The following is an 18,473-nucleotide window of genomic DNA, read 5'->3' as shown; positions in this document are numbered from 1 at the left end:
TTTTTTATACAAATGCAAGATACCTCAAAACAATACGATGCAGTTATAGATGAATGTAGAAGTTTATTTATTAAAAAAATGTCTGATTACGGTTCTGCGTGGAGAATTCTACGCTTGCCATCGTTAACAGATCAGATTTTTATTAAGGCCACAAGAATTCGTCAATTACAAGAAAATGAGGTAAGAAAAGTAGATGAAGGAGAAAAATCTGAGTTTATAGGAATCATTAATTATTCTATTATGGCGTTAATTCAGTTAGAAAATGGTGTTGTAGAAAATCCAGATTTAAATACAGAAGAAGCAACTGTTTTATATGATAAACACATCAAGATTACAAAAGAATTAATGATGAATAAAAATCACGATTATGGTGAAGCATGGAGAGATATGCGTGTTTCTAGTTTAACAGATTTAATTTTACAGAAGTTATTACGTGTAAAACAGATTGAAGATAATAAAGGAAAAACAATTGTTTCTGAAGGAATTGATGCAAATTACCAAGACATGATTAATTATGCTGTTTTTGCGATGATTCATTTGGGATAAAAAGAGTTTTAAATTTACAGCGTCGCAAAGTTTCAAAGTAGCATTTAAAAAAGTAAAAAATACTGTCACTTCGAGTGAATTTATGAGAAACGAATAAATTTGTATCGAGAAGCTTTTAAAATATAAATTTATGAAAAAGTTAATTTCCTTAATATTAATTCTACTTTTAATTGGTTGTTCTAAACAAGAATCAGCAACTTATAAAGAAATGAAAGCAGACGAATTAATGTCTGATTATTTTTCAGATAATGAATTAAAAGATTTAGCTAAAATTGTCGATTTTTTTGATAGTGAAATTCGTTTAGATAAAAGTAAGCCTAAAGACGAGGCTTATTTTGAATTCAATAAAAATATCATTGAAGAATGCATTAATGAAATAAAAGGGTTTAAAATTCCTTTAAATTACAAACTTCAAGAGGAAGTGTATTCGAAAATTGACACTGCTTTTTTTAAAGAAATTTGGGTGCATAGAAATTTTTATAAGGGATTAGGTATGGAAAAATCAATTCTTGAAAAAGCTTATGATTTAAATTTATTTGGAAAATATATGTTATTTCTAAAGAGTTTAAAAAATCAAGATGTTTTATTTAGAGACTTTTATAAAATGTTTAGTCTGTCTAATGAGATTTCTTTTGGAGTTCAATCAGCAGCATTTTATCAATTTGAAATGAAAGAATTTAAAGGAATAAAAAGAAGATTATTTTTTGCAATTTATTACTTAACTATAAATGATAAAATGCACAATTATAATAGTAGAAAAAAACAATTATGAAAATACTAGTCCACATTTCAAGAATTATAGTAGGAGCCTTATTTATTTTTTCAGGCTTTGTAAAATTGGTAGATCCAATAGGTTCTCAATATAAATTTGAAGAATACTTTGCAGAAGGTGTTTTAAATATGGAGTTTTTAATTCCTTATGCTTTAATATTTTCAATTATTTTAATAGTAGCAGAAATCTTGTTAGGTGTTATGATTTTAATCGGTTACAAACCTAAAACAACAGTTTGGAGTTTGTTTTTATTAACGCTTGTATTCTTGTTTTTAACTTGGTATTCTGCTTATTATAATAAAGTTACAGATTGTGGTTGTTTTGGCGATGCCGTAAAATTATCTACTTGGGGTACTTTTTATAAGAACATCTATTTAATTGCATTTATTATCATTTTAGTTATAGGTGTAAAACATATTAAACCTCTTTTTGGAGGCAAAATTCCGAAGTTAATTACATTTCTCTCTTTAGGGATTTTTATGTTTATTGTGCAACATGTATTAACTCATTTGCCAATTATCGATTTTAGAGCTTATGCAATTGGTAAGAATTTAGAAAAAGGAATGGAGTTTCCAGAAGATGGAAGTATTCCTCCAGTTCACGATTTTATGTTAGAAGATGCGCAATCAGATTTAGCTCCAATACTTTTAAAGAAAGAAAAAGTAATGCTAGTTATCATCTATAATTTGGAAAAAGTTGATAAAAACGGATTTCCAGCAATTAAAAATATAACTACAAAAGCGAAAGAAAAAGGATATACTGTTTATGGAGTTTCTGCTTCTTTTACAGATGATTTAATTTTAGCCAAAGAAAAACACAATTTACCTTTCGATTTTTTATTCTGTGATGAAACTACTTTGAAAACAGTCATTAGAGCAAATCCTGGAGTTATCATTCTTGATAAAGGAACAGTTACACAAAAGAAAAACTGGATTGATGTTGATGAAATAATATTATAATGAAGCAATTAGTATTTGTTTTTATTGGCGGAGGTTTTGGTAGTATTTTACGTTACATAGTTGGAAAATGGTTAAATAATACCGAAAACGGAATTCCTTATGGAACTTTTGCTGCCAATATTTTAGGAAGTCTTCTAATAGGAGTTATTTTAGGTTATGCAGCCAAAAATGAAGCAATTTCACAGAATCATACATTACTTTTAGCAACAGGTTTTTGTGGCGGTTTTACTACTTTTTCAACCTTTGCATATGAAAATCATGTATTTTTAAAATCTGGAGACTTTACCACTTTTGCATTTTATACAATTGCTAGTTTTGTAGTTGGGTTTTTAGCCGTTTTTGCAGGAATGTATTTAGTAAAATTTATTTAATATTATATTATGAACGAATTTGTTACTTATCAATCAGAAGAAAATTATGCAATTATTACAATTAACAACGGAAAAGCAAACGCTATTTCTCATGAAGTAATTGATGGGTTAAACATAAGTTTAGGTAAAGCTGAAAAAGAAAATAAAGTTGTAATTCTTACAGGACAAACTGGAATTTTTTCTGCAGGTTTCGATTTAAAAGTGATGACAGAATCACCTGAATCTGCTAAAGAATTAGTGATAAAAGGTTCTCAAATATCACACAGAATGTTGTCTCTTTCGCAACCAATTATTGTAGCTTGTTCTGGTCATGCCATTGCAAAAGGCGCTTTTTTATTATTGTCTTCTGATTATAGAATTGGCGTAGAAGGAGATTTTAAAATTGGTTTAAATGAAGTAATGATTGGTATGACAATGCACCATGCAGGAATTACCATTGCTAAAGCACGTTTGTCTGAAGTGTATTTAAATAGAAGTGTAAATAACGCAGAAATCTATAACCCAAAAGATGCGGTAAAAGCTGGTTTTTTAGACTTAGTTGTTCCAGAAAATCATTTGTTGCCAACAGCAATTAAAGTAGCCGGTATGTTTTCTAAACTCAATAAAAAAGCACATGCTACAACCAAACTAAAAGTTCGAAAACAGCATCTGCTAGATTTAGAAAAGGCAATTGAATTAGATTTACTGAGCGATATTTCTATTAATTCTTAAAAAAAGCATCAAATTTTTACACTTAATTCTTGCTCAGAAACTTTGTTTGCGTTTTTTTGAGCATTAACTTTGGCACTTTGTAAAAAAAACCAATTTATAGATTTTAGGAAATGGATATATTGTTAAATGTTGTTGAGAATAAAAAGATAAAAGAGAAAATTACAATCTCAGGTTCTAAAAGTGAATCGAATAGATTGTTGATTCTTCAAAACTTATTTCCAGAGCTTTCTATAGAAAATTTATCAGATTCAGACGATTCTGTACACATGCAACATGCACTTTCTACTGATAAAGAAACGGTAGATATTGGTCATGCAGGTACAGCAATGCGATTTTTAACTTCCTATTTTGCTGTAAAAGAAGGTAGAGAAGTTGTTTTAACAGGATCTGACAGAATGCAAAATAGACCTATAGAAATCTTAGTAAATGCTTTAGAAGATTTAGGAGCCAATATTTCTTATGAAGATAAAGTTGGGTATCCTCCAATTAGAATTAAAGGAACAAATATTACTACAGATAAAGTACAAATTAATGGAAATGTTAGTAGTCAGTATATTTCTTCATTATTATTAATAGCTTCAAAATTAGAAAACGGTTTAGAAATAGAATTGATTGGTAAAATTACTTCTGTTCCTTATATAAACATGACTTTAAGTTTGTTGAATCAATTAGGAATTGAAACTAGTTTTGAAGAAAATATTATAAAAGTTCTTCCAAAAAAATCAATAGAAAATCAAATTGTGGTTGTAGAGTCAGATTGGTCTTCTGCAAGTTATTTTTATTCAATTGCTGCTTTGGCAGAAATAGGTTCAGAAATTACTTTATCTGCATATAAAGAAGAAAGTTTACAAGGAGATTCTTGTTTAGCAGAAATTTACCAACATTTTGGAGTAGAAACTACTTTTGGTAAAAATAGTATCACCTTAAAAAAAGTTAGTGAAACTAAAAAAGAAACATTAGAAATCGACTTAAAAAATGCGCCAGATATTGCACAAACAATTGCTGTAACATGTTTTGCAGAAAGAGTAGCTTGTAACTTAACAGGTTTACATACTTTAAAAATTAAAGAAACAGATAGATTGGTTGCTTTACATGATGAATTATCTAACTTAGGAGCAAATATTGCAGTAACAGAAAAGAGTTTACACTTAGAAGTTTCATCAAAAATAAACTCAAATATTTCTATAAAAACCTATAATGATCATAGAATGGCAATGGCTTTTGCACCTTTGGCTTTTAAGGTTCCTATCAATATTTTAAATGCAGAAGTAGTTACAAAATCTTTCCAAAAATTTTGGGAAGACATGCAACAAATTGGTATTAAAATAGATAAACTGTAAATTAAACCGCCAAACACTTGACAACGCCTATTCCGATATCGTATCTTTGCGCTCTTTATAAGCAAATATACATATGAAATTATCGCACTTTGAATTTGAATTACCAGAAGAATTGTTAGCAACTTATCCTGCTGAACATAGAGATGAATCTCGTTTAATGGTATTGAACAGAAAAGAACAAACAATAGAACATAAGTTATTTAAAGACGTTATAAACTACTTCGATGAAGGTGATGTTATGATGTTGAATAATACCAAAGTTTTTCCTGCAAGAATGTTTGGTAACAAAGAAAAAACAGGAGCTAGAATAGAAGTTTTCTTGTTAAGAGAATTAAATGCAGAAAATAGATTGTGGGATGTTTTAGTAGATCCAGCAAGAAAAATAAGAATCGGTAATAAATTATTTTTTGGTGAAGACGATAGTTTAGTAGCAGAGGTTATAGACAATACAACATCTAGAGGAAGAACTTTACGTTTCTTATTTGATGGACCTTATGATGAGTTTAGAGCAAAATTATTAGAGCTTGGTCAAACTCCATTACCAAAATCAATAGGTAGAGACGTAGAAGAAATAGATGATGAACGTTACCAAACTATTTATGCAAAGCATGAAGGAGCTGTTGCAGCACCAACTGCTGGTTTACATTTTTCTAAACACCTAATTAAGCGTTTAGAAATTAAAGGAGTTGAGTTTGCAGAAACTACATTACATGTTGGTTTAGGTACATTTAGTCCTGTAGAAGTAGAAGATTTATCTAAGCATAAAATGGATTCTGAGCAAATTATTATTTCAGATGCAACTGCAGCTAAAATTAATAAAGCGAAAAAAGAAAAAAGAAAAGTGTGTGCTGTTGGTACAACAGTAATGAGAACTATAGAATCTTCAGTTTCATCTAAAGGTGAATTAAACGGATTTACAGGTTGGACAAATAAATTTATTTTTCCACCTCACGATTTTAACATCGCAACAGCAATGATAACAAATTTTCATACGCCAAAATCTACATTATTAATGCAAGCAGCCGCTTTTGGAGGTTACGATTTTGTAATGGAAGCATATCAAGTAGCAATTAAAGAAGGATATAGATTCTCTACTTATGGAGATGCTATGTTAATTATATAATATATATCAAGAATATAAAATTAGAAACTGGCAATTTATAATTGTCAGTTTTTTTGTTTTTTGGCGTTCCTTTATCCTGAAGGCATTCAGGACCAAGGTCTCGGCTTTCCGTTATATCTTTTTAAATTTATCATTGTGAATAAAGCTTTTTCTGCTTTATATGGCAATCTCTTTTAGATAAACAGATTACTTCATTCCTCGCAATGACACATTTCTAAAAACCATTTAAAAAGGATGCCACTTCAAATGCGAAGCATTCACGATTTCAATAAAAATATTAAAGTATGAGTAATCGCTAACGCAGCCAATTTGCAAACAATAGCAATAAGCTAAAATTATATACGTATTTTTGCAATTCCATTTATAAAACTAGAAAACTTGATTAAAAAGAAAGACATTAGAGCCTTAACTAAAGAACAATTACGCGATTTTTTTGTAGAAAATGGCGATAAAGCTTTTAGAGGAAATCAGGTTTATGAATGGCTTTGGAGCAAGTCTTTACATACTTTCGAAGACATGACAAACATTTCTAAACAAACAAGAGAAATGTTAGAAGCAAACTTTGTTATCAACCATATCAAAGTAGATTCTATGCAAAAAAGTAAAGATGGGACTATTAAAAACGGAATTAAATTACATGATGGATTAATTGTAGAATCTGTTTTAATTCCTACAGAAAAAAGAACAACAGCCTGTGTTTCTAGTCAAGTGGGTTGTAGTTTAGATTGTAAGTTCTGTGCAACTGCACGTTTAAAGAGAATGCGTAATTTAAATCCAGATGAAATTTACGATCAAGTAGTTGTTATAGATAAACAAAGTAGATTATATCATAACCGTAAATTAACAAATATTGTTTTTATGGGAATGGGAGAACCTTTGATGAATTACAAAAACGTAATGAAATCTATAGAAAAAATTACATCTCCAGAAGGTTTAGGCATGTCATCAAAAAGAATAACAGTTTCTACTTCTGGTGTGCCAAAAATGATAAAAATGATGGCAGATGAAGATGCTAAATTTAATTTAGCAGTTTCATTACACTCTGCAATCGATGAGGTTAGAACCTCAATTATGCCATTTAACACCACTTTTCCGTTACAAGATTTAAAAGAATCTTTAGAATATTGGTACGAAAAAACACAGCGTGCAATTACGTATGAATATATTGTTTGGAATGGAATTAATGATAAAAAGGAAGATATAAAAGCCTTAGTAGATTTTTGTAAAGCTGTGCCTTGTAAAGTTAATTTAATAGAATACAACCCTATTGATGATGGTGAGTTTCAACAAGCAAGTTCATCTGCAATAAATAATTATATTTCTAATTTAGAAATGCACGATATCACTATAAATGTAAGAAGAAGTAGAGGTAAAGATATTGATGCAGCTTGTGGGCAATTAGCTAATAAATCTTAAGGAATTATTTATTACTTTTGATATCCAAAATTAGTTCAACATAAATGAAGCCAGTAGAACTTATAAAACTTCCCATAAGTAATGAGATGGAGCTCTTTGAGAAGAAATTCAAAGATTCTATGTTGTCTAAAGTTCCGCTTTTAAACAGAATAACCTATTACATTGTTCGTAGAAAAGGAAAACAAATGCGACCAATGTTTGTTTTTTTGGTTGCAAAAATGGTTTCTGATGGTGGTTTTGATGAAAGAACTTATAGAGGAGCTTCTGTTGTAGAATTAATTCATACCGCAACTTTAGTACATGATGATGTTGTAGATGAAAGCAACAGACGTAGAGGTTTTTTCTCTGTAAATGCACTCTGGAAAAATAAAATTGCAGTTTTAGTGGGCGATTTTTTATTGTCTAAAGGGTTATTATTATCCATAGATAATGAAGATTTTGATTTGCTAAAATTGATTTCTATTGCTGTTCGTGAAATGAGTGAAGGCGAATTATTACAGATAGAAAAAGCTAGAAAATTAGACATTACAGAAGCAATATATTTTGATATTATTCGTAAAAAAACAGCCACTTTAATTGCTGCATGTTGTGGTATTGGAGCAGCTTCTGTTGGTGCAAATAATGATACAGTTCAGCAAATGCGAAAATTTGGAGAATACATTGGTATTGCTTTTCAAATTAAAGATGATTTGTTTGATTACTCTGATGAAAAAATTGGAAAACCTACAGGAATTGATATCAAAGAACAAAAAATGACGTTGCCTTTAATTTATACTCTAAACAATTGTTCTAAAAAAGAAAAATCTTGGTTGATTAATTCTATCAAAAAGCATAATAAAGATAAAAAAAGAGTAAAAGAAGTGATTGCTTTTGTAAAAGAAAATGGAGGATTAGAATACACAATTATCCAAATGAATGATTACAAAAATAAAGCAATAGCAATCTTAGAAAATTACCCAGAATCTAAATACAAAAGTTCTCTATTAACCATGATAGATTATGTTGTAGAACGCAAAATTTAGTCAATAATCAAATTTCTATTTTTAGGATACTTAACAGTATATTTCAATTTAATATTTTTAACAGCTTTTGATGGTAAAATAAACTCCCATTTAACTTCACCATTATTTTTATTTAATTTACCATTAAATAATTCTCCCAAAGTAACCTTTATTTCTTCATTTGATGAAATAGGTATTTGGTCTAAAACAATTATTTTTATATTTTGAGTTTTATTATTTTTAATAATAATGTCCCAAGCTCTTGTTTCTTCTTTTTTGGTACTTATAAATTGTTTTGTGGTAAATTTTTTCGATTTAATTCTTTTCACAGAAACATTTTTGTCCATTCCTAAAGAAATAGGTAAAGAATTTTTAATTGTTCTTGGGTCAATCAGTGAACTCCCAATAAAAGTGTTTTCAAAATAAATATTTGCTTCACCTTCTAGTAAATTAAATTGCTCCCAATTACTTATGGAAGCTAATAAAAAAGCATTCTCCTCTATTTTAGGAACTGAGTAATAAGTGTAGTTTGCATTAGAGTTAAATACTTTCATAGTAACAACAAAATCCTTGTTACTCGATTTTACAGTATATGGTTCTATAATTTCAAAACTAAAAGAAGTTTGATCTATAATTTCTTGAGTTGGTACTGCTGAAACTTTAGAAACAGCCATTCTGTATTCTTTTGCTTTTGCTGATTTTATAGTCTTCTTTTTTGTTCTACCATAGCCAACAACTACAATTTCATCTAAACTAGTATTATCCTCTTGCATAATAGCGTTTATTGTGTTGGTAGTAATTCTTTTAATCATTGGTTTGTAACCTAAATAAGAAAATTCTAATTGCTTACTATTTTCTGGAATTTTAATAGAATATTTTCCTTCAAAATCTGTCGAGGTTCCAATTGTAGTTCCTTTTACAATTACATTCGCTCCAGGTAAGGGTTCGTTGCCATCTGTAACATAACCAGTTACTTCATCTATAGTTCCTCCATAATAGGGTGGTCTTGAACCATAATTTAAAAAATAAGGAATTATTTTTCCTGCTTTTGTTGAGTTACTTGGGTTTGCAGAAGAAAAGCGAAGTTTTACATTTTTCCAATCTACTTTTGAATTTTGTTTTAAATTAGCTTTATATACTAATGTTAAAGGAGAATTAATATCAGAAACCCTAACGTCATATGAAGGGAACCAACTAACATTAGATATGTTGTAAGTAAGCTTTAAGTTAACTTTCTTGATTGTATTTGATTTTACTTTTATTGAAATTTCACCAGAAGCATACCTTTTTTTACCTGTTAGATCATTTAATTGTTTTGTTACTGTAGTTTTTTCGTTTAGAAGCTTTTGACGTTTGTTTTTAATCTTTAATTCTTTAGTTTTAGAAGCTTTTATTTGGCTACTATAAAACTTAGATGTTTCTCTTAAAGCAGCAACAGTTATAGTTTGATTGCCTTTAATACTTCTATTACTCTTTAAGAATTCTATCTCTTCTTGTGCGGTTTCTAAGCTTATATTTTCTAAGTTAATAGAATTATTAATTACTTCAAGTTTATTTTCTAATAACAGTTGTTCACTGCTTTTTTTGCTCTCTTTAATATAGTTTTTTTGAAAACTTACAGCTTGAATTTCAAGGTCTTTAGCTTGAATTTGAATACTTTTTTTATCGATAAAAGGAGATAAATCTACAAATTTTAAAACTTGAGTACCTTTTTCTAATTGCACATTTTTATTTCGGGTTACTTGAGCACTATTTAAAAATACTGTAGCAGAATTTACTATAGATTTTAACTCTTTTTCTTGAGATTGTATAGTAAATGTTAGTAGAATTACAAAGATTATAAATGCTATTTTTTTCATAGAAAATGTTTTCTTTCAAATATAAGTATTTCAATTCAGCAAAAATATCAACAAAACCAAAAAAAAGAAATATAATTAATTTGTTTTTATTGAACTTGAATATAAAAAATCATTGCTTAAAATTATTGATTACGTTGTAGAACGCAAGATTTAGTGTTACAATTCTAGTAATTCCTCAACAAACTCTCTTTTATTAGATAATCTTGGTATTTTATGTTGCCCACCAAGTTTCCCTTTTTTCTTTAGCCAGCTATAAAATAAACCATCTTTGGCTACATGTATTTTTGGCATTGCTAAAGTTAAAGAATTGTAACGTTTTGCTTCATAATCAGAGTTGATAGACTTTAAAGCATTGTCTAGAATTTCTGTAAAATAGTCCATGTTATCGGGTTTTTTACTAAATTCTATAATCCATTCATGTCCACCACTTTTTTTATCCTTCATAAAAATAGGTCCCACAGTATAATCCATTATAGCAGCATTTGTCTTTTCAGAAGATAATTTTAAAGCATCTTCAACATTCTCAATATTTAATTCTTCTCCAAATACATTTATATAATGTTTGGTTCTTCCGGTAATTTTAATTCTATAAGGCTCTAAAGATGTAAATCGAATAGTATCACCAATTAAATAACGCCACAAACCTCCATTTGTGGTAGTTATTAATGCATAATCAATTCCTTTTTTAACATCAGATAAAGTAATTGTTTTAGAACTTTCTCCTTTATAATCTGACATCGGAATAAACTCATAGAAAATTCCGTAATCTAACATTAATAATAATTCTTTAGAATCATTTCTATCTTGAATAGCAAAAAATCCTTCTGAAGCATTATAAGTTTCATAATATTTAAAACCTTTTTTCGGAATCAATTTTTTGTACTGTTCTCTATATGGATTAAAGTTTACACCTCCATGAAAGTAGACTTCTAAATTTGGCCAAACTTCTAAAATATTATCTTTTCCTGTTCTTTCTAAAACACGGTTTAATAAAACCAACATCCAACTTGGTACACCAACTAAACTAGTAATATCTTCATCAATAGTTTCATCAATAATTGCTTCCATTTTAGTTTCCCATTCAGCCAATAATGCCGTTTCTTGACTCGGAGCAGAACTAAAATCTGCCCAAAAAGGCAAATTTTCTGTAATAATTGCAGATAAATCTCCGAAGTAAGAATTGTTGTCTTTGTAAATTTCTGAACTACCACCTAACTTTAAACCTTTCCCTGTAAACAGCTGAGTTTCTTCATTATTATTTATGTATAAACACAGCATATCTTTACCGGCTTTCATGTGGCAATATTCTAAAGATTCATCAGAAACAGGTATAAACTTACTTTTTGCATTGGTGGTTCCGCTACTTTTTGCAAACCATTTTATATCTGTTGGCCAGAACAAATTTTGCTCACCTTTTCTACAACGTTCTATTAAAGGTTCGAAAGTTTCGTATTTCTGAATAGGAACATTATTTGTAAAATCTTCATATTTTTTTATGGATGAAAACCCATTTTTTAAACCAAATTCAGTGTTTTTAGCAGTGTTTAGTAATTTTAAAAGCAATTCATTTTGTACATCAATTGGGTATTTTAAAAACAATTCTATTTGATGTTTTCGTTTCTTTAAAAACCAAGAAATTATAGAATTGATAATTTGAAACGCCATAGAAATTCGTAAGTTTGTTTAGTTCGATTCTAAAATGAAGATACCTTTAGAATGGAATATTAAAAGTAGTAAAATATTTTATATGAAGTACCAAGGAGTTTTAAAAAAAATGCTGACAGAAAATGCTGATGAAATTCAGTATTATTTAGATATGAAAACCGATTTCATAAACATGAATCAGTTGATAAACAAAGAAATATCTATATCTTTTGTTACTTACGAGTGTTTAAATTGTCATTTAGAAAAGAAAATTTACAGAATGGGTTTTTGTAAATCTTGTTTTTTTGATACTCCAAATGCTGGTGATTGGATTATGAGACCAGAGTTAAGTAAAGCACATTTAGGGATTGAAGATAGAGATTTAGCCTATGAAAAATCGGTACAATTAAAACCACATATTGTGTATTTGGCAAATTCAAGCAATGTAAAAGTTGGAGTTACTAGAAAACAGCAGGTGCCAACTCGTTGGATAGATCAAGGAGCACATGAAGCAATTGAAATTGTTGAGGTTCCTAACCGTTATTTAGCAGGAATTACAGAAGTTGCATTAAAAAGTTATGTTGCAGATAAAACCAATTGGCGAAAAATGCTAAAGAATGATATTGAAGATGAAAATTTGGTGGAATGGAGAGATAAATTAAAAGAGTTTATACCAGAAGAAGCTAAGGAATATTATATCGAAAATAACGGAGAAACACATTTGAATTTTCCTGTTCTAAAATACCCAAAGAAACCAAAAAGTTTAAATTTGATTAAAACGCCAAATTATACAGGTAAATTAGTCGGAATAAAAGGTCAATATTTAATTTTTGAAGACGAAACTGTTTTTAATGTAAGAGCCAATGAAGGTTTGGTGGTTTCTATTGAGGTTTAAAAGATGGAAATTAAACATAATATTGACTCTGAATTATTTTCTGTTTTTCAGGAAATTAAATCTTTAAATCTTGATTTAGAAAATTGGAGTTTAATTGAAATTAGTGACCAATTTCAAACTTCAAATTATTGTGGTGGATTTGACGCAACAGAAAACGAATTTACTTTTAGCTATTTTGATGAAAATAAAAAAGAATATTGGTTTCAATTGCCTATAATAGATATTGAAAAAATTGTTGAAGGAATAAATATTGAAGTTTATATGAGAAAAGCTGAAGATTATTAAAAAGACAATATGAAAAACAACATTCTAAAAGTAGCATTAGCACAAATTTCTCCAGTTTGGTTAAACAAAGAAAAAACACTCAAAAAAATTGAGAAATCAATTGTAGATGCTGCAAAAGAAAATTGCGAACTCATTGTTTTTGGTGAAGCATTATTACCAGGTTATCCATTCTGGATTGCTTTAACAAATGGAGCAGAGTGGGATTCTAAAATTCAGAAAGAACTTCATGCACATTATGTTCGTAATTCGATTACAATAGAAAAAGGCGAATTAGATTCCGTTTGTAAATTAGCAAAAGAACACAATATTGCTATTTATTTAGGAATTATGGAACGTGCACAAAATAGAGGAGGACATAGTATTTATGCATCTTTAGTGTATATAAATCAAGTTGGAGAAATAAAATCAGTTCACAGAAAATTACAACCAACGTATGATGAACGTTTAACTTGGGCTCCTGGAGATGGAAATGGTTTGCAAGTACATCCATTAAAAGAATTTACTGTTGGTGGCTTAAATTGTTGGGAAAATTGGATGCCTTTACCAAGAACAGCTTTATATGGTTTAGGAGAAAATTTACACATTGCAGTTTGGCCTGGGAGCGATCATAACACAAAAGATATTACACGATTTATTGCAAGAGAATCTCGTTCTTATGTAATTTCAGTTTCTAGTTTAATGGCAAAGTCAGATTTTAATGATGATGTTCCTCATGTAGATAAAATAGTAGCAAACGCTCCTGATGTTTTAGCAAATGGAGGTTCTTGTATTGCTTCTCCAAATGGAGAATGGCTTGTTGAACCTGTTTTGCATAAAGAAGGATTAATTATAGAAACCTTAGACTTTAATAGGGTTTTAGAAGAACGACAAAATTTTGATGTTGTAGGTCATTATTCTAGACCAGATGTAACCAAATTACATGTAAATAGAGAAAGACAAAGCACTGTTTCTTACGATGAATAATAGCTTCAAAAGTATATTTTTTCATTTAGAATACATTTTTTTTAAGAAATTAAACAAAAAATAAATTTTAGTTTCCGCTTCTAAAAAAGGAAATTTATTGTCATATTTTAAGTAAATTTATGCTTCAATTTAGAACTTAAAAAATGGCAGTAATAAAACCCGTTCAAGGAAAACACCCACAAATACCAGAAGATTGTTATGTAGCAGAAAATGCCACTATTGTTGGCGAAGTTTCACTTGGTAAAGAATGCAGCATTTGGTTTAATGCAGTACTTAGAGGAGATGTACATTTCATAAAAATTGGTAATAAAGTCAACATTCAAGATGGCGCAGTTATACATGCAACCTATCAAAAATCGCCTACAACAATAGGTAATAACGTTTCAATTGGGCACAATGCAATTGTACATGGTTGTACAATTCACGATAATGTTTTGGTTGGTATGGGAGCAATTATTATGGATGATTGTGTGGTAGAATCTAATTCAATTATTGCAGCAGGAGCAGTAGTTACCAAGAATACAAGAGTAGAAAGTGGCAGTATTTATGCAGGAGTTCCTGCTAAAAAAGTGAAAGATATTTCTCAGGAATTAATTTCTGGAGAAATAGATAGAATTGCCAACAATTATTTAAAATATTCAAGTTGGTTTAAAGAGTAATGTTAGGGCGTTTTTACGGGCTTTTCACTATATCTTTTTTTCGTTTCTCAAAAAAGGATGCCGTTTCAATCCCTAACGCAAAATTCTAACTAAAAAACAAAAACCCGATTTCAATTAAGAAATCGGGTTTTTTAACTAACTAATCAACCAAAACTAGTTTACTTTCCTTGTTGAGAATTATTACCTCTTTTTTTTCCTTTATTATTTTTTGCTCCTTTTTTCCCTTTCATTTTTTTCATAGCCATTCTCTTTTTACCTTTTTGCATTTTTTCAAACTTCGCAAATTGCTCTTTGTTTAAAATATCTTTCATTCTCTTTTTCATCAAAATCTGACTGTCTAAACGTTTCGTTTGCATTGCATACATTTCATCTGCAGTAGGTCTTTTTTTGTCTGCTCTGGCAGCTTTTCTTTTTTCCATAGAAGCTTTCCTTTCTGCCATTTTTGCCATTATTAGGGGCTTAATTTGTTTCTGTTGTTTATCAGATAAATCTAAAGCCAACGTCATTTTTTTAACGACCAAAGTGGTGTGTTGTTCTGCAGTTAATTTAGAATCTCTTTCTCCTCTTTTCTTTTGTGCTTGTGTAGTAAATGTCACAGCAAATACTAATACTAAAATGCTTACTAATTTTTTCATATCTATATGTTTTTTATGTTATTGTTTATACTTCTTTGACTTGTAAAAACTAAAAAGGTTTAATTTAATAATTTGTTTAACAAGTATTTAACAAATTATAAATGAAGCAAAAAACAAAAACTCGGTTTCAATAAAGAAACCGAGTTTTCTGATAAACTAATCAACCCAAAACTAGTTATTACAATATTTTATTGTTTTTTCTTTTTAATTCGATTTTTAGCTTTTTCTTTTCTTTCTTTAGCCATGGTTTCAAATTTTACCAATTGATCTGCATCTAAAATAGCTGCCATTTTTGTATTCATATCAGTCTCTTTAGCCAATCTATCTTTTCTCAATTGCTTGCGCTCTTCTTTAGAAGGTTTTTGCCCAGATTCTTTGGCGGCTTTTCTTTTCTCACCCATTGCCTTTCTATCTGCAAATTGTTCTGCCAATAAAGGTTTAATTTTACTTTGCTGAGTTTCAGTTAAATTTAAGTCTTTAGTCATTTTTTTAAGGATCTTTTCAACAGAAGGTTTTCCTTTCTTTTTTTGAGCTTGTGCAGTGAATGTAAAAGTGAACACTAAAACTAATATTGTTAATATATTCTTCATTATTTTTTTTGTTTATTATTTTAATTACACTTCTTTGACACTGAAAAAATGAAAAGGTTTAAATTTGTTTTTTGTTTAACATGATTTTAACAAAGTAAAGATGAAAAGATTTTTGTGGTTAGTGCTATTGTTACCAATGTTTACTATTGCTCAAGATAGTATTCGTGTAGACATGAGTAATCCTCATGCTGCAGTGTATACACATTTATATTTCTTGCAATCAGAATCTTATGAGCCAAAAAAAGCCGCAAAAACTATTTTAGGTCTTTCTGAAGAAAAAGCGATTAAAAAAGCGATTAAAATAAAACAAGTTTTAGACGGTAAAGGTTTGTATGTAGATATGAATAAAATTCCTACAAACCCTAATTTTAAAGATACAGTTGGCTATTCTTCATATTTTAAATATGTGTTGTTTCCTCAAAGAATGCCTGAGATTTATGTAGAAAAAGTTGGAGATAAATGGTATTATTCAACCGAAACTGTTACTAAAATTGATAGTTTATATAAAGAGGTTTTTCCTTGGTACATTCAAAAATTACAAGATTTAATTCCTGCTTCTGGACGAAAAAAAGTATTTGGTTTAGAATTGTGGCAATTTGTAGGATTGTTATTATTGGTTGTTTTTGGGTATCTTATTTTTTTAATTGTAAAAAGAATAGCCTTTTTTATTTTAAGAAGAATTCAACATCAAATTACAAAAAACACCAACTTAGAAGTAAATAAAGTACTAAAAAAATTAGCACATCCAATAAGCTTATTAGTGAGTGTTGCTTTTGCAGATAAAATATTTCCATCATTGCAATTTGGTATAAATGTAAATACTTGGGTGTTTTTAATATTAAATATAGCAGAAACAGTTTTTTGGATTTATGTTTTCTTAAAGTTGGTGCAAGTTGTAATGCGAATTTATGCAGAGTTTACAGAAAGAACTCACGGTAGATTAGATGATCAATTAGTACCAATTTTACACAGTTTTTTTACAGGTTTAGTTATTGTTATAGGTCTTTTTAAATTGCTAACTCTTTTTGGTGTTAATACAACAACATTATTGGCAGGAGCAACAATTGGAGGTTTGGCATTTGCTTTAGCTTCTCAAGATACTGTGAAAAACTTGATAGGAACCATCATGATTTTTCTAGATAAACCATTTCATATAGAAGATTGGATAGAAGCAGGAGAAGTTGTTGGTACAGTAGAAAAAGTAGGTTTTAGGTCAACGCAAGTAAGAGCTGCTGATACATCAGTATATCAAATACCAAATAGTAAACTATCAGAATTGGTTATTAATAACAAGGGTTTACGTTTGTTTAGAAGATATAATACAAACTTAGGTTTACGTTATGACACACCTCCAGAATTGATTGAAGCTTTTGTAAAAGGATTAAGAGAGATTATTATTGCACATCCAGAAACACGTTCTGATTCATATAATGTGGAGTTTACAGGTTTTGGAGATTCTGCTTTATTAATTATGGTAAATGTATATTTTAAAAGTTTAGCTTGGGGCATTGAGCAATCTTCTAAACATAGATTACACATGGCTATTGTAAAACTAGCGAAAGAATTAGGTGTAGATTTTGCTTTTCCATCAACAACAGTTACTATTGAGCAGTTCCCAGAAAAGAAAGGCTTAGATTTAAAATATGACATTAGTAAAGAAAGAACTGATGCTGTTATAACAAAGATTTTAAATGATTTTAATAATGAAAATCTAAAAGACAAAGAATGAAAAGAATCTTAAAAGGTGTTTTTAATTTTTTCATATTGTTGATAATTGCAGCAGTAATTTTCTTTTTTTGGGCTTCTTCTTCAACTTTAGAAGATAATGAATATTCAAAATTGATTACTAATAATTATAAAAATACAATTGATAATGATTCAATTTTTAGTATTGTAACCTATAATATTGGTTATTTAAGTGGGATGACAAATAATCTTCCAATAGCAAAGCCAAAAGAACTATTTGATACCAATTTACAGAAAGTTTTAGCAGAAACAAAAACTGTAAACCCAGATATTATTGCATTTCAAGAAATAGATTATAAGGCTTCTCGTTCTTTTAATGTGAATCAGCAAAATGAAATAGCAAAATTGGGTTTTAATTATGTAGCAAAAGCTGTAAACTGGGATGAAACTTATGTCCCTTTTCCTTATTGGCCACCAACAATGCATTTTGGAAAAGTTGTTTCAGGACAATCAATAATTAGTAAATACCCTTTAAAAAATCATGAAAGAATAGTTTTAGAAAGAGTGCCAGATGCTCCTTTTTATAGAGACGCATTATATATAGAACGATTAGCGCAAATTGTAAAAGTAGTTTTAAATGAACGAGAAGTTGTGTTGATAAATGTACATTTAGAAGCTTTTGATAAGCCAACAAGAGTAAATCAATTTAAAGAAGTTGTAGCTATTTTTAATAAATACAAAGATATGTATCCTACAATTTTATTGGGCGATTTTAATTCAAAGGCAAGGGACAAAGATGCAATTATTCAAAAAATGTTTTTAATGGAAAATGTTGGTAATGCAGCTTTTAAAGAAGAAAATATTGCAAATACATTTGATTCTAAAAATCCGTATAAACGAATAGATTACATTTTTTACACCAGTAATTCTATAGAATATATTTCAGGAAAAGTATTGACAAAGTTTGGTGAAGCTTCAGATCATCTACCAGTAGAAATGAGGTTTAAGCTAAAGTAAA

Annotated in this window: 19 protein-coding genes; 15 read left to right on the top strand and 4 right to left on the bottom strand. The window is 28.9% G+C overall.

From position 1 onward, the window contains the following. The first annotated feature begins 12 nt into the window (after positions 1–12). The 9 genes from PHEL85_RS08225 to PHEL85_RS08185 all read left to right on the top strand — a co-directional run bounded on the left by PHEL85_RS08225 (position 13) and on the right by PHEL85_RS08185 (position 8,260). A complete protein-coding gene (locus PHEL85_RS08225; RefSeq protein WP_036823783.1) occupies positions 13–546 on the top strand; it encodes a DUF1599 domain-containing protein in 534 nt (177 codons plus the stop codon). Positions 547–676: 130 nt separating this feature from the next. Further along, entirely contained in the window at positions 677–1,318 is a 642-nt protein-coding gene (locus PHEL85_RS08220; RefSeq protein ID WP_036823781.1) for a hypothetical protein, read from the top strand. Beyond that, a complete protein-coding gene (locus tag PHEL85_RS08215; protein WP_036823780.1) occupies positions 1,315–2,277 on the top strand; it encodes a MauE/DoxX family redox-associated membrane protein in 963 nt (320 codons plus the stop codon). Before PHEL85_RS08220 ends, PHEL85_RS08215 begins: the two co-directional genes overlap by 4 nt. Further along, on the top strand, positions 2,277–2,648 hold the full coding sequence (crcB, locus tag PHEL85_RS08210) for a fluoride efflux transporter CrcB (protein WP_036823777.1): 372 nt from the start codon (positions 2,277–2,279) through the stop codon (positions 2,646–2,648). Before PHEL85_RS08215 ends, crcB begins: the two co-directional genes overlap by 1 nt. A gap of 9 nt (positions 2,649–2,657) precedes the next feature. Next, positions 2,658–3,359, top strand: a complete 702-nt coding sequence (locus PHEL85_RS08205; RefSeq protein ID WP_036823773.1) for a crotonase/enoyl-CoA hydratase family protein — start codon at positions 2,658–2,660, stop codon at positions 3,357–3,359. Between the two features lie 110 nt (positions 3,360–3,469). Further along, positions 3,470–4,699: a 3-phosphoshikimate 1-carboxyvinyltransferase gene (locus PHEL85_RS08200; protein ID WP_036823768.1), complete on the top strand. Its 1,230-nt coding sequence runs from the start codon at positions 3,470–3,472 to the stop codon at positions 4,697–4,699. Between the two features lie 73 nt (positions 4,700–4,772). Further along, a complete protein-coding gene (gene queA, locus PHEL85_RS08195; RefSeq protein WP_036823766.1) occupies positions 4,773–5,822 on the top strand; it encodes a tRNA preQ1(34) S-adenosylmethionine ribosyltransferase-isomerase QueA in 1,050 nt (349 codons plus the stop codon). A gap of 378 nt (positions 5,823–6,200) precedes the next feature. Beyond that, entirely contained in the window at positions 6,201–7,238 is a 1,038-nt protein-coding gene (gene rlmN, locus PHEL85_RS08190; RefSeq protein WP_036823765.1) for a 23S rRNA (adenine(2503)-C(2))-methyltransferase RlmN, read from the top strand. Positions 7,239–7,282: 44 nt separating this feature from the next. Next, entirely contained in the window at positions 7,283–8,260 is a 978-nt protein-coding gene (locus tag PHEL85_RS08185) for a polyprenyl synthetase family protein (RefSeq protein ID WP_036823763.1), read from the top strand. On the opposite strand, the gene PHEL85_RS08180 is transcribed toward PHEL85_RS08185, so the two are convergent. Together PHEL85_RS08180 and PHEL85_RS08175 are read right to left on the bottom strand one after the other, a co-directional pair. Then, the gene (locus tag PHEL85_RS08180; RefSeq protein WP_036823760.1) at positions 8,257–10,098 is read right to left on the bottom strand and encodes a DUF4139 domain-containing protein; all 1,842 of its coding nucleotides are present in this window, start codon (positions 10,096–10,098) and stop codon (positions 8,257–8,259) included. The genes PHEL85_RS08185 and PHEL85_RS08180 overlap by 4 nt on opposite strands. A 156-nt stretch (positions 10,099–10,254) precedes the next feature. Then, entirely contained in the window at positions 10,255–11,763 is a 1,509-nt protein-coding gene (locus PHEL85_RS08175; protein ID WP_036823757.1) for a GH3 auxin-responsive promoter family protein, read from the bottom strand. Positions 11,764–11,845: 82 nt separating this feature from the next. On the opposite strand from PHEL85_RS08175, the gene PHEL85_RS08170 reads away from it, so the two are divergent. The 4 genes from PHEL85_RS08170 to PHEL85_RS08155 all read left to right on the top strand — a co-directional run bounded on the left by PHEL85_RS08170 (position 11,846) and on the right by PHEL85_RS08155 (position 14,544). After that, positions 11,846–12,637 (top strand): DUF2797 domain-containing protein, encoded by a 792-nt coding sequence (locus tag PHEL85_RS08170; protein WP_036826051.1) that lies wholly within the window; start codon positions 11,846–11,848, stop codon positions 12,635–12,637. Positions 12,638–12,640: 3 nt separating this feature from the next. Continuing rightward, the gene (locus PHEL85_RS08165) at positions 12,641–12,922 is read left to right on the top strand and encodes a hypothetical protein (RefSeq protein ID WP_036823756.1); all 282 of its coding nucleotides are present in this window, start codon (positions 12,641–12,643) and stop codon (positions 12,920–12,922) included. Between the two features lie 9 nt (positions 12,923–12,931). After that, positions 12,932–13,885 carry a carbon-nitrogen hydrolase family protein gene (locus PHEL85_RS08160; protein ID WP_036823755.1) on the top strand — a complete coding sequence of 318 codons (954 nt, stop codon included), beginning with the start codon at positions 12,932–12,934 and terminating at the stop codon, positions 13,883–13,885. Positions 13,886–14,028: 143 nt separating this feature from the next. Beyond that, positions 14,029–14,544, top strand: coding sequence for a gamma carbonic anhydrase family protein (locus tag PHEL85_RS08155; RefSeq protein ID WP_036823753.1), 516 nt, complete (start codon positions 14,029–14,031; stop codon positions 14,542–14,544). A 158-nt stretch (positions 14,545–14,702) separates the two neighbouring features. Here the strand turns inward: PHEL85_RS08155 and PHEL85_RS08150 are convergent, their stop codons facing one another. Together PHEL85_RS08150 and PHEL85_RS08145 are read right to left on the bottom strand one after the other, a co-directional pair. After that, a complete protein-coding gene (locus tag PHEL85_RS08150; protein ID WP_036823751.1) occupies positions 14,703–15,179 on the bottom strand; it encodes a hypothetical protein in 477 nt (158 codons plus the stop codon). A gap of 188 nt (positions 15,180–15,367) precedes the next feature. Continuing rightward, positions 15,368–15,769 (bottom strand): Spy/CpxP family protein refolding chaperone, encoded by a 402-nt coding sequence (locus PHEL85_RS08145; protein WP_036823743.1) that lies wholly within the window; start codon positions 15,767–15,769, stop codon positions 15,368–15,370. Between the two features lie 100 nt (positions 15,770–15,869). Between PHEL85_RS08145 and PHEL85_RS08140 the strand changes: the two genes are divergently transcribed. Both PHEL85_RS08140 and PHEL85_RS08135 read left to right on the top strand, forming a co-directional pair. Continuing rightward, positions 15,870–17,498: a mechanosensitive ion channel family protein gene (locus PHEL85_RS08140; RefSeq protein WP_081965101.1), complete on the top strand. Its 1,629-nt coding sequence runs from the start codon at positions 15,870–15,872 to the stop codon at positions 17,496–17,498. Continuing rightward, positions 17,495–18,472, top strand: coding sequence for an endonuclease/exonuclease/phosphatase family protein (locus tag PHEL85_RS08135; protein WP_036823737.1), 978 nt, complete (start codon positions 17,495–17,497; stop codon positions 18,470–18,472). Before PHEL85_RS08140 ends, PHEL85_RS08135 begins: the two co-directional genes overlap by 4 nt. Position 18,473: the final 1 nt, after the last annotated feature.

This window comes from Polaribacter sp. Hel1_85 (genome assembly GCF_000766795.1).
Classification (GTDB): Bacteria; Bacteroidota; Bacteroidia; order Flavobacteriales; family Flavobacteriaceae; genus Polaribacter.
The sequence above is the reverse complement of the archived record's forward strand: the minus strand, read 5'-3'. Positions and strand labels throughout refer to the sequence as shown.

Coding starts and splice junctions, on each gene's coding strand:
- PHEL85_RS08150 (WP_036823751.1), bottom strand. CDS start 15,179: ATGAAAAAATTAGTAAGCATTTTAGTATTAGTATTTGCTGTGACATTT.
- PHEL85_RS08165 (WP_036823756.1), top strand. CDS start 12,641: ATGGAAATTAAACATAATATTGACTCTGAATTATTTTCTGTTTTTCAG.
- PHEL85_RS08160 (WP_036823755.1), top strand. CDS start 12,932: ATGAAAAACAACATTCTAAAAGTAGCATTAGCACAAATTTCTCCAGTT.
- PHEL85_RS08170 (WP_036826051.1), top strand. CDS start 11,846: ATGAAGTACCAAGGAGTTTTAAAAAAAATGCTGACAGAAAATGCTGAT.
- PHEL85_RS08225 (WP_036823783.1), top strand. CDS start 13: ATGCAAGATACCTCAAAACAATACGATGCAGTTATAGATGAATGTAGA.
- PHEL85_RS08145 (WP_036823743.1), bottom strand. CDS start 15,769: ATGAAGAATATATTAACAATATTAGTTTTAGTGTTCACTTTTACATTC.
- PHEL85_RS08220 (WP_036823781.1), top strand. CDS start 677: ATGAAAAAGTTAATTTCCTTAATATTAATTCTACTTTTAATTGGTTGT.
- PHEL85_RS08175 (WP_036823757.1), bottom strand. CDS start 11,763: ATGGCGTTTCAAATTATCAATTCTATAATTTCTTGGTTTTTAAAGAAA.
- PHEL85_RS08200 (WP_036823768.1), top strand. CDS start 3,470: ATGGATATATTGTTAAATGTTGTTGAGAATAAAAAGATAAAAGAGAAA.
- PHEL85_RS08185 (WP_036823763.1), top strand. CDS start 7,283: ATGAAGCCAGTAGAACTTATAAAACTTCCCATAAGTAATGAGATGGAG.
- PHEL85_RS08155 (WP_036823753.1), top strand. CDS start 14,029: ATGGCAGTAATAAAACCCGTTCAAGGAAAACACCCACAAATACCAGAA.
- PHEL85_RS08205 (WP_036823773.1), top strand. CDS start 2,658: ATGAACGAATTTGTTACTTATCAATCAGAAGAAAATTATGCAATTATT.
- crcB (WP_036823777.1), top strand. CDS start 2,277: ATGAAGCAATTAGTATTTGTTTTTATTGGCGGAGGTTTTGGTAGTATT.
- PHEL85_RS08140 (WP_081965101.1), top strand. CDS start 15,870: ATGAAAAGATTTTTGTGGTTAGTGCTATTGTTACCAATGTTTACTATT.
- PHEL85_RS08215 (WP_036823780.1), top strand. CDS start 1,315: ATGAAAATACTAGTCCACATTTCAAGAATTATAGTAGGAGCCTTATTT.
- PHEL85_RS08135 (WP_036823737.1), top strand. CDS start 17,495: ATGAAAAGAATCTTAAAAGGTGTTTTTAATTTTTTCATATTGTTGATA.
- queA (WP_036823766.1), top strand. CDS start 4,773: ATGAAATTATCGCACTTTGAATTTGAATTACCAGAAGAATTGTTAGCA.
- PHEL85_RS08180 (WP_036823760.1), bottom strand. CDS start 10,098: ATGAAAAAAATAGCATTTATAATCTTTGTAATTCTACTAACATTTACT.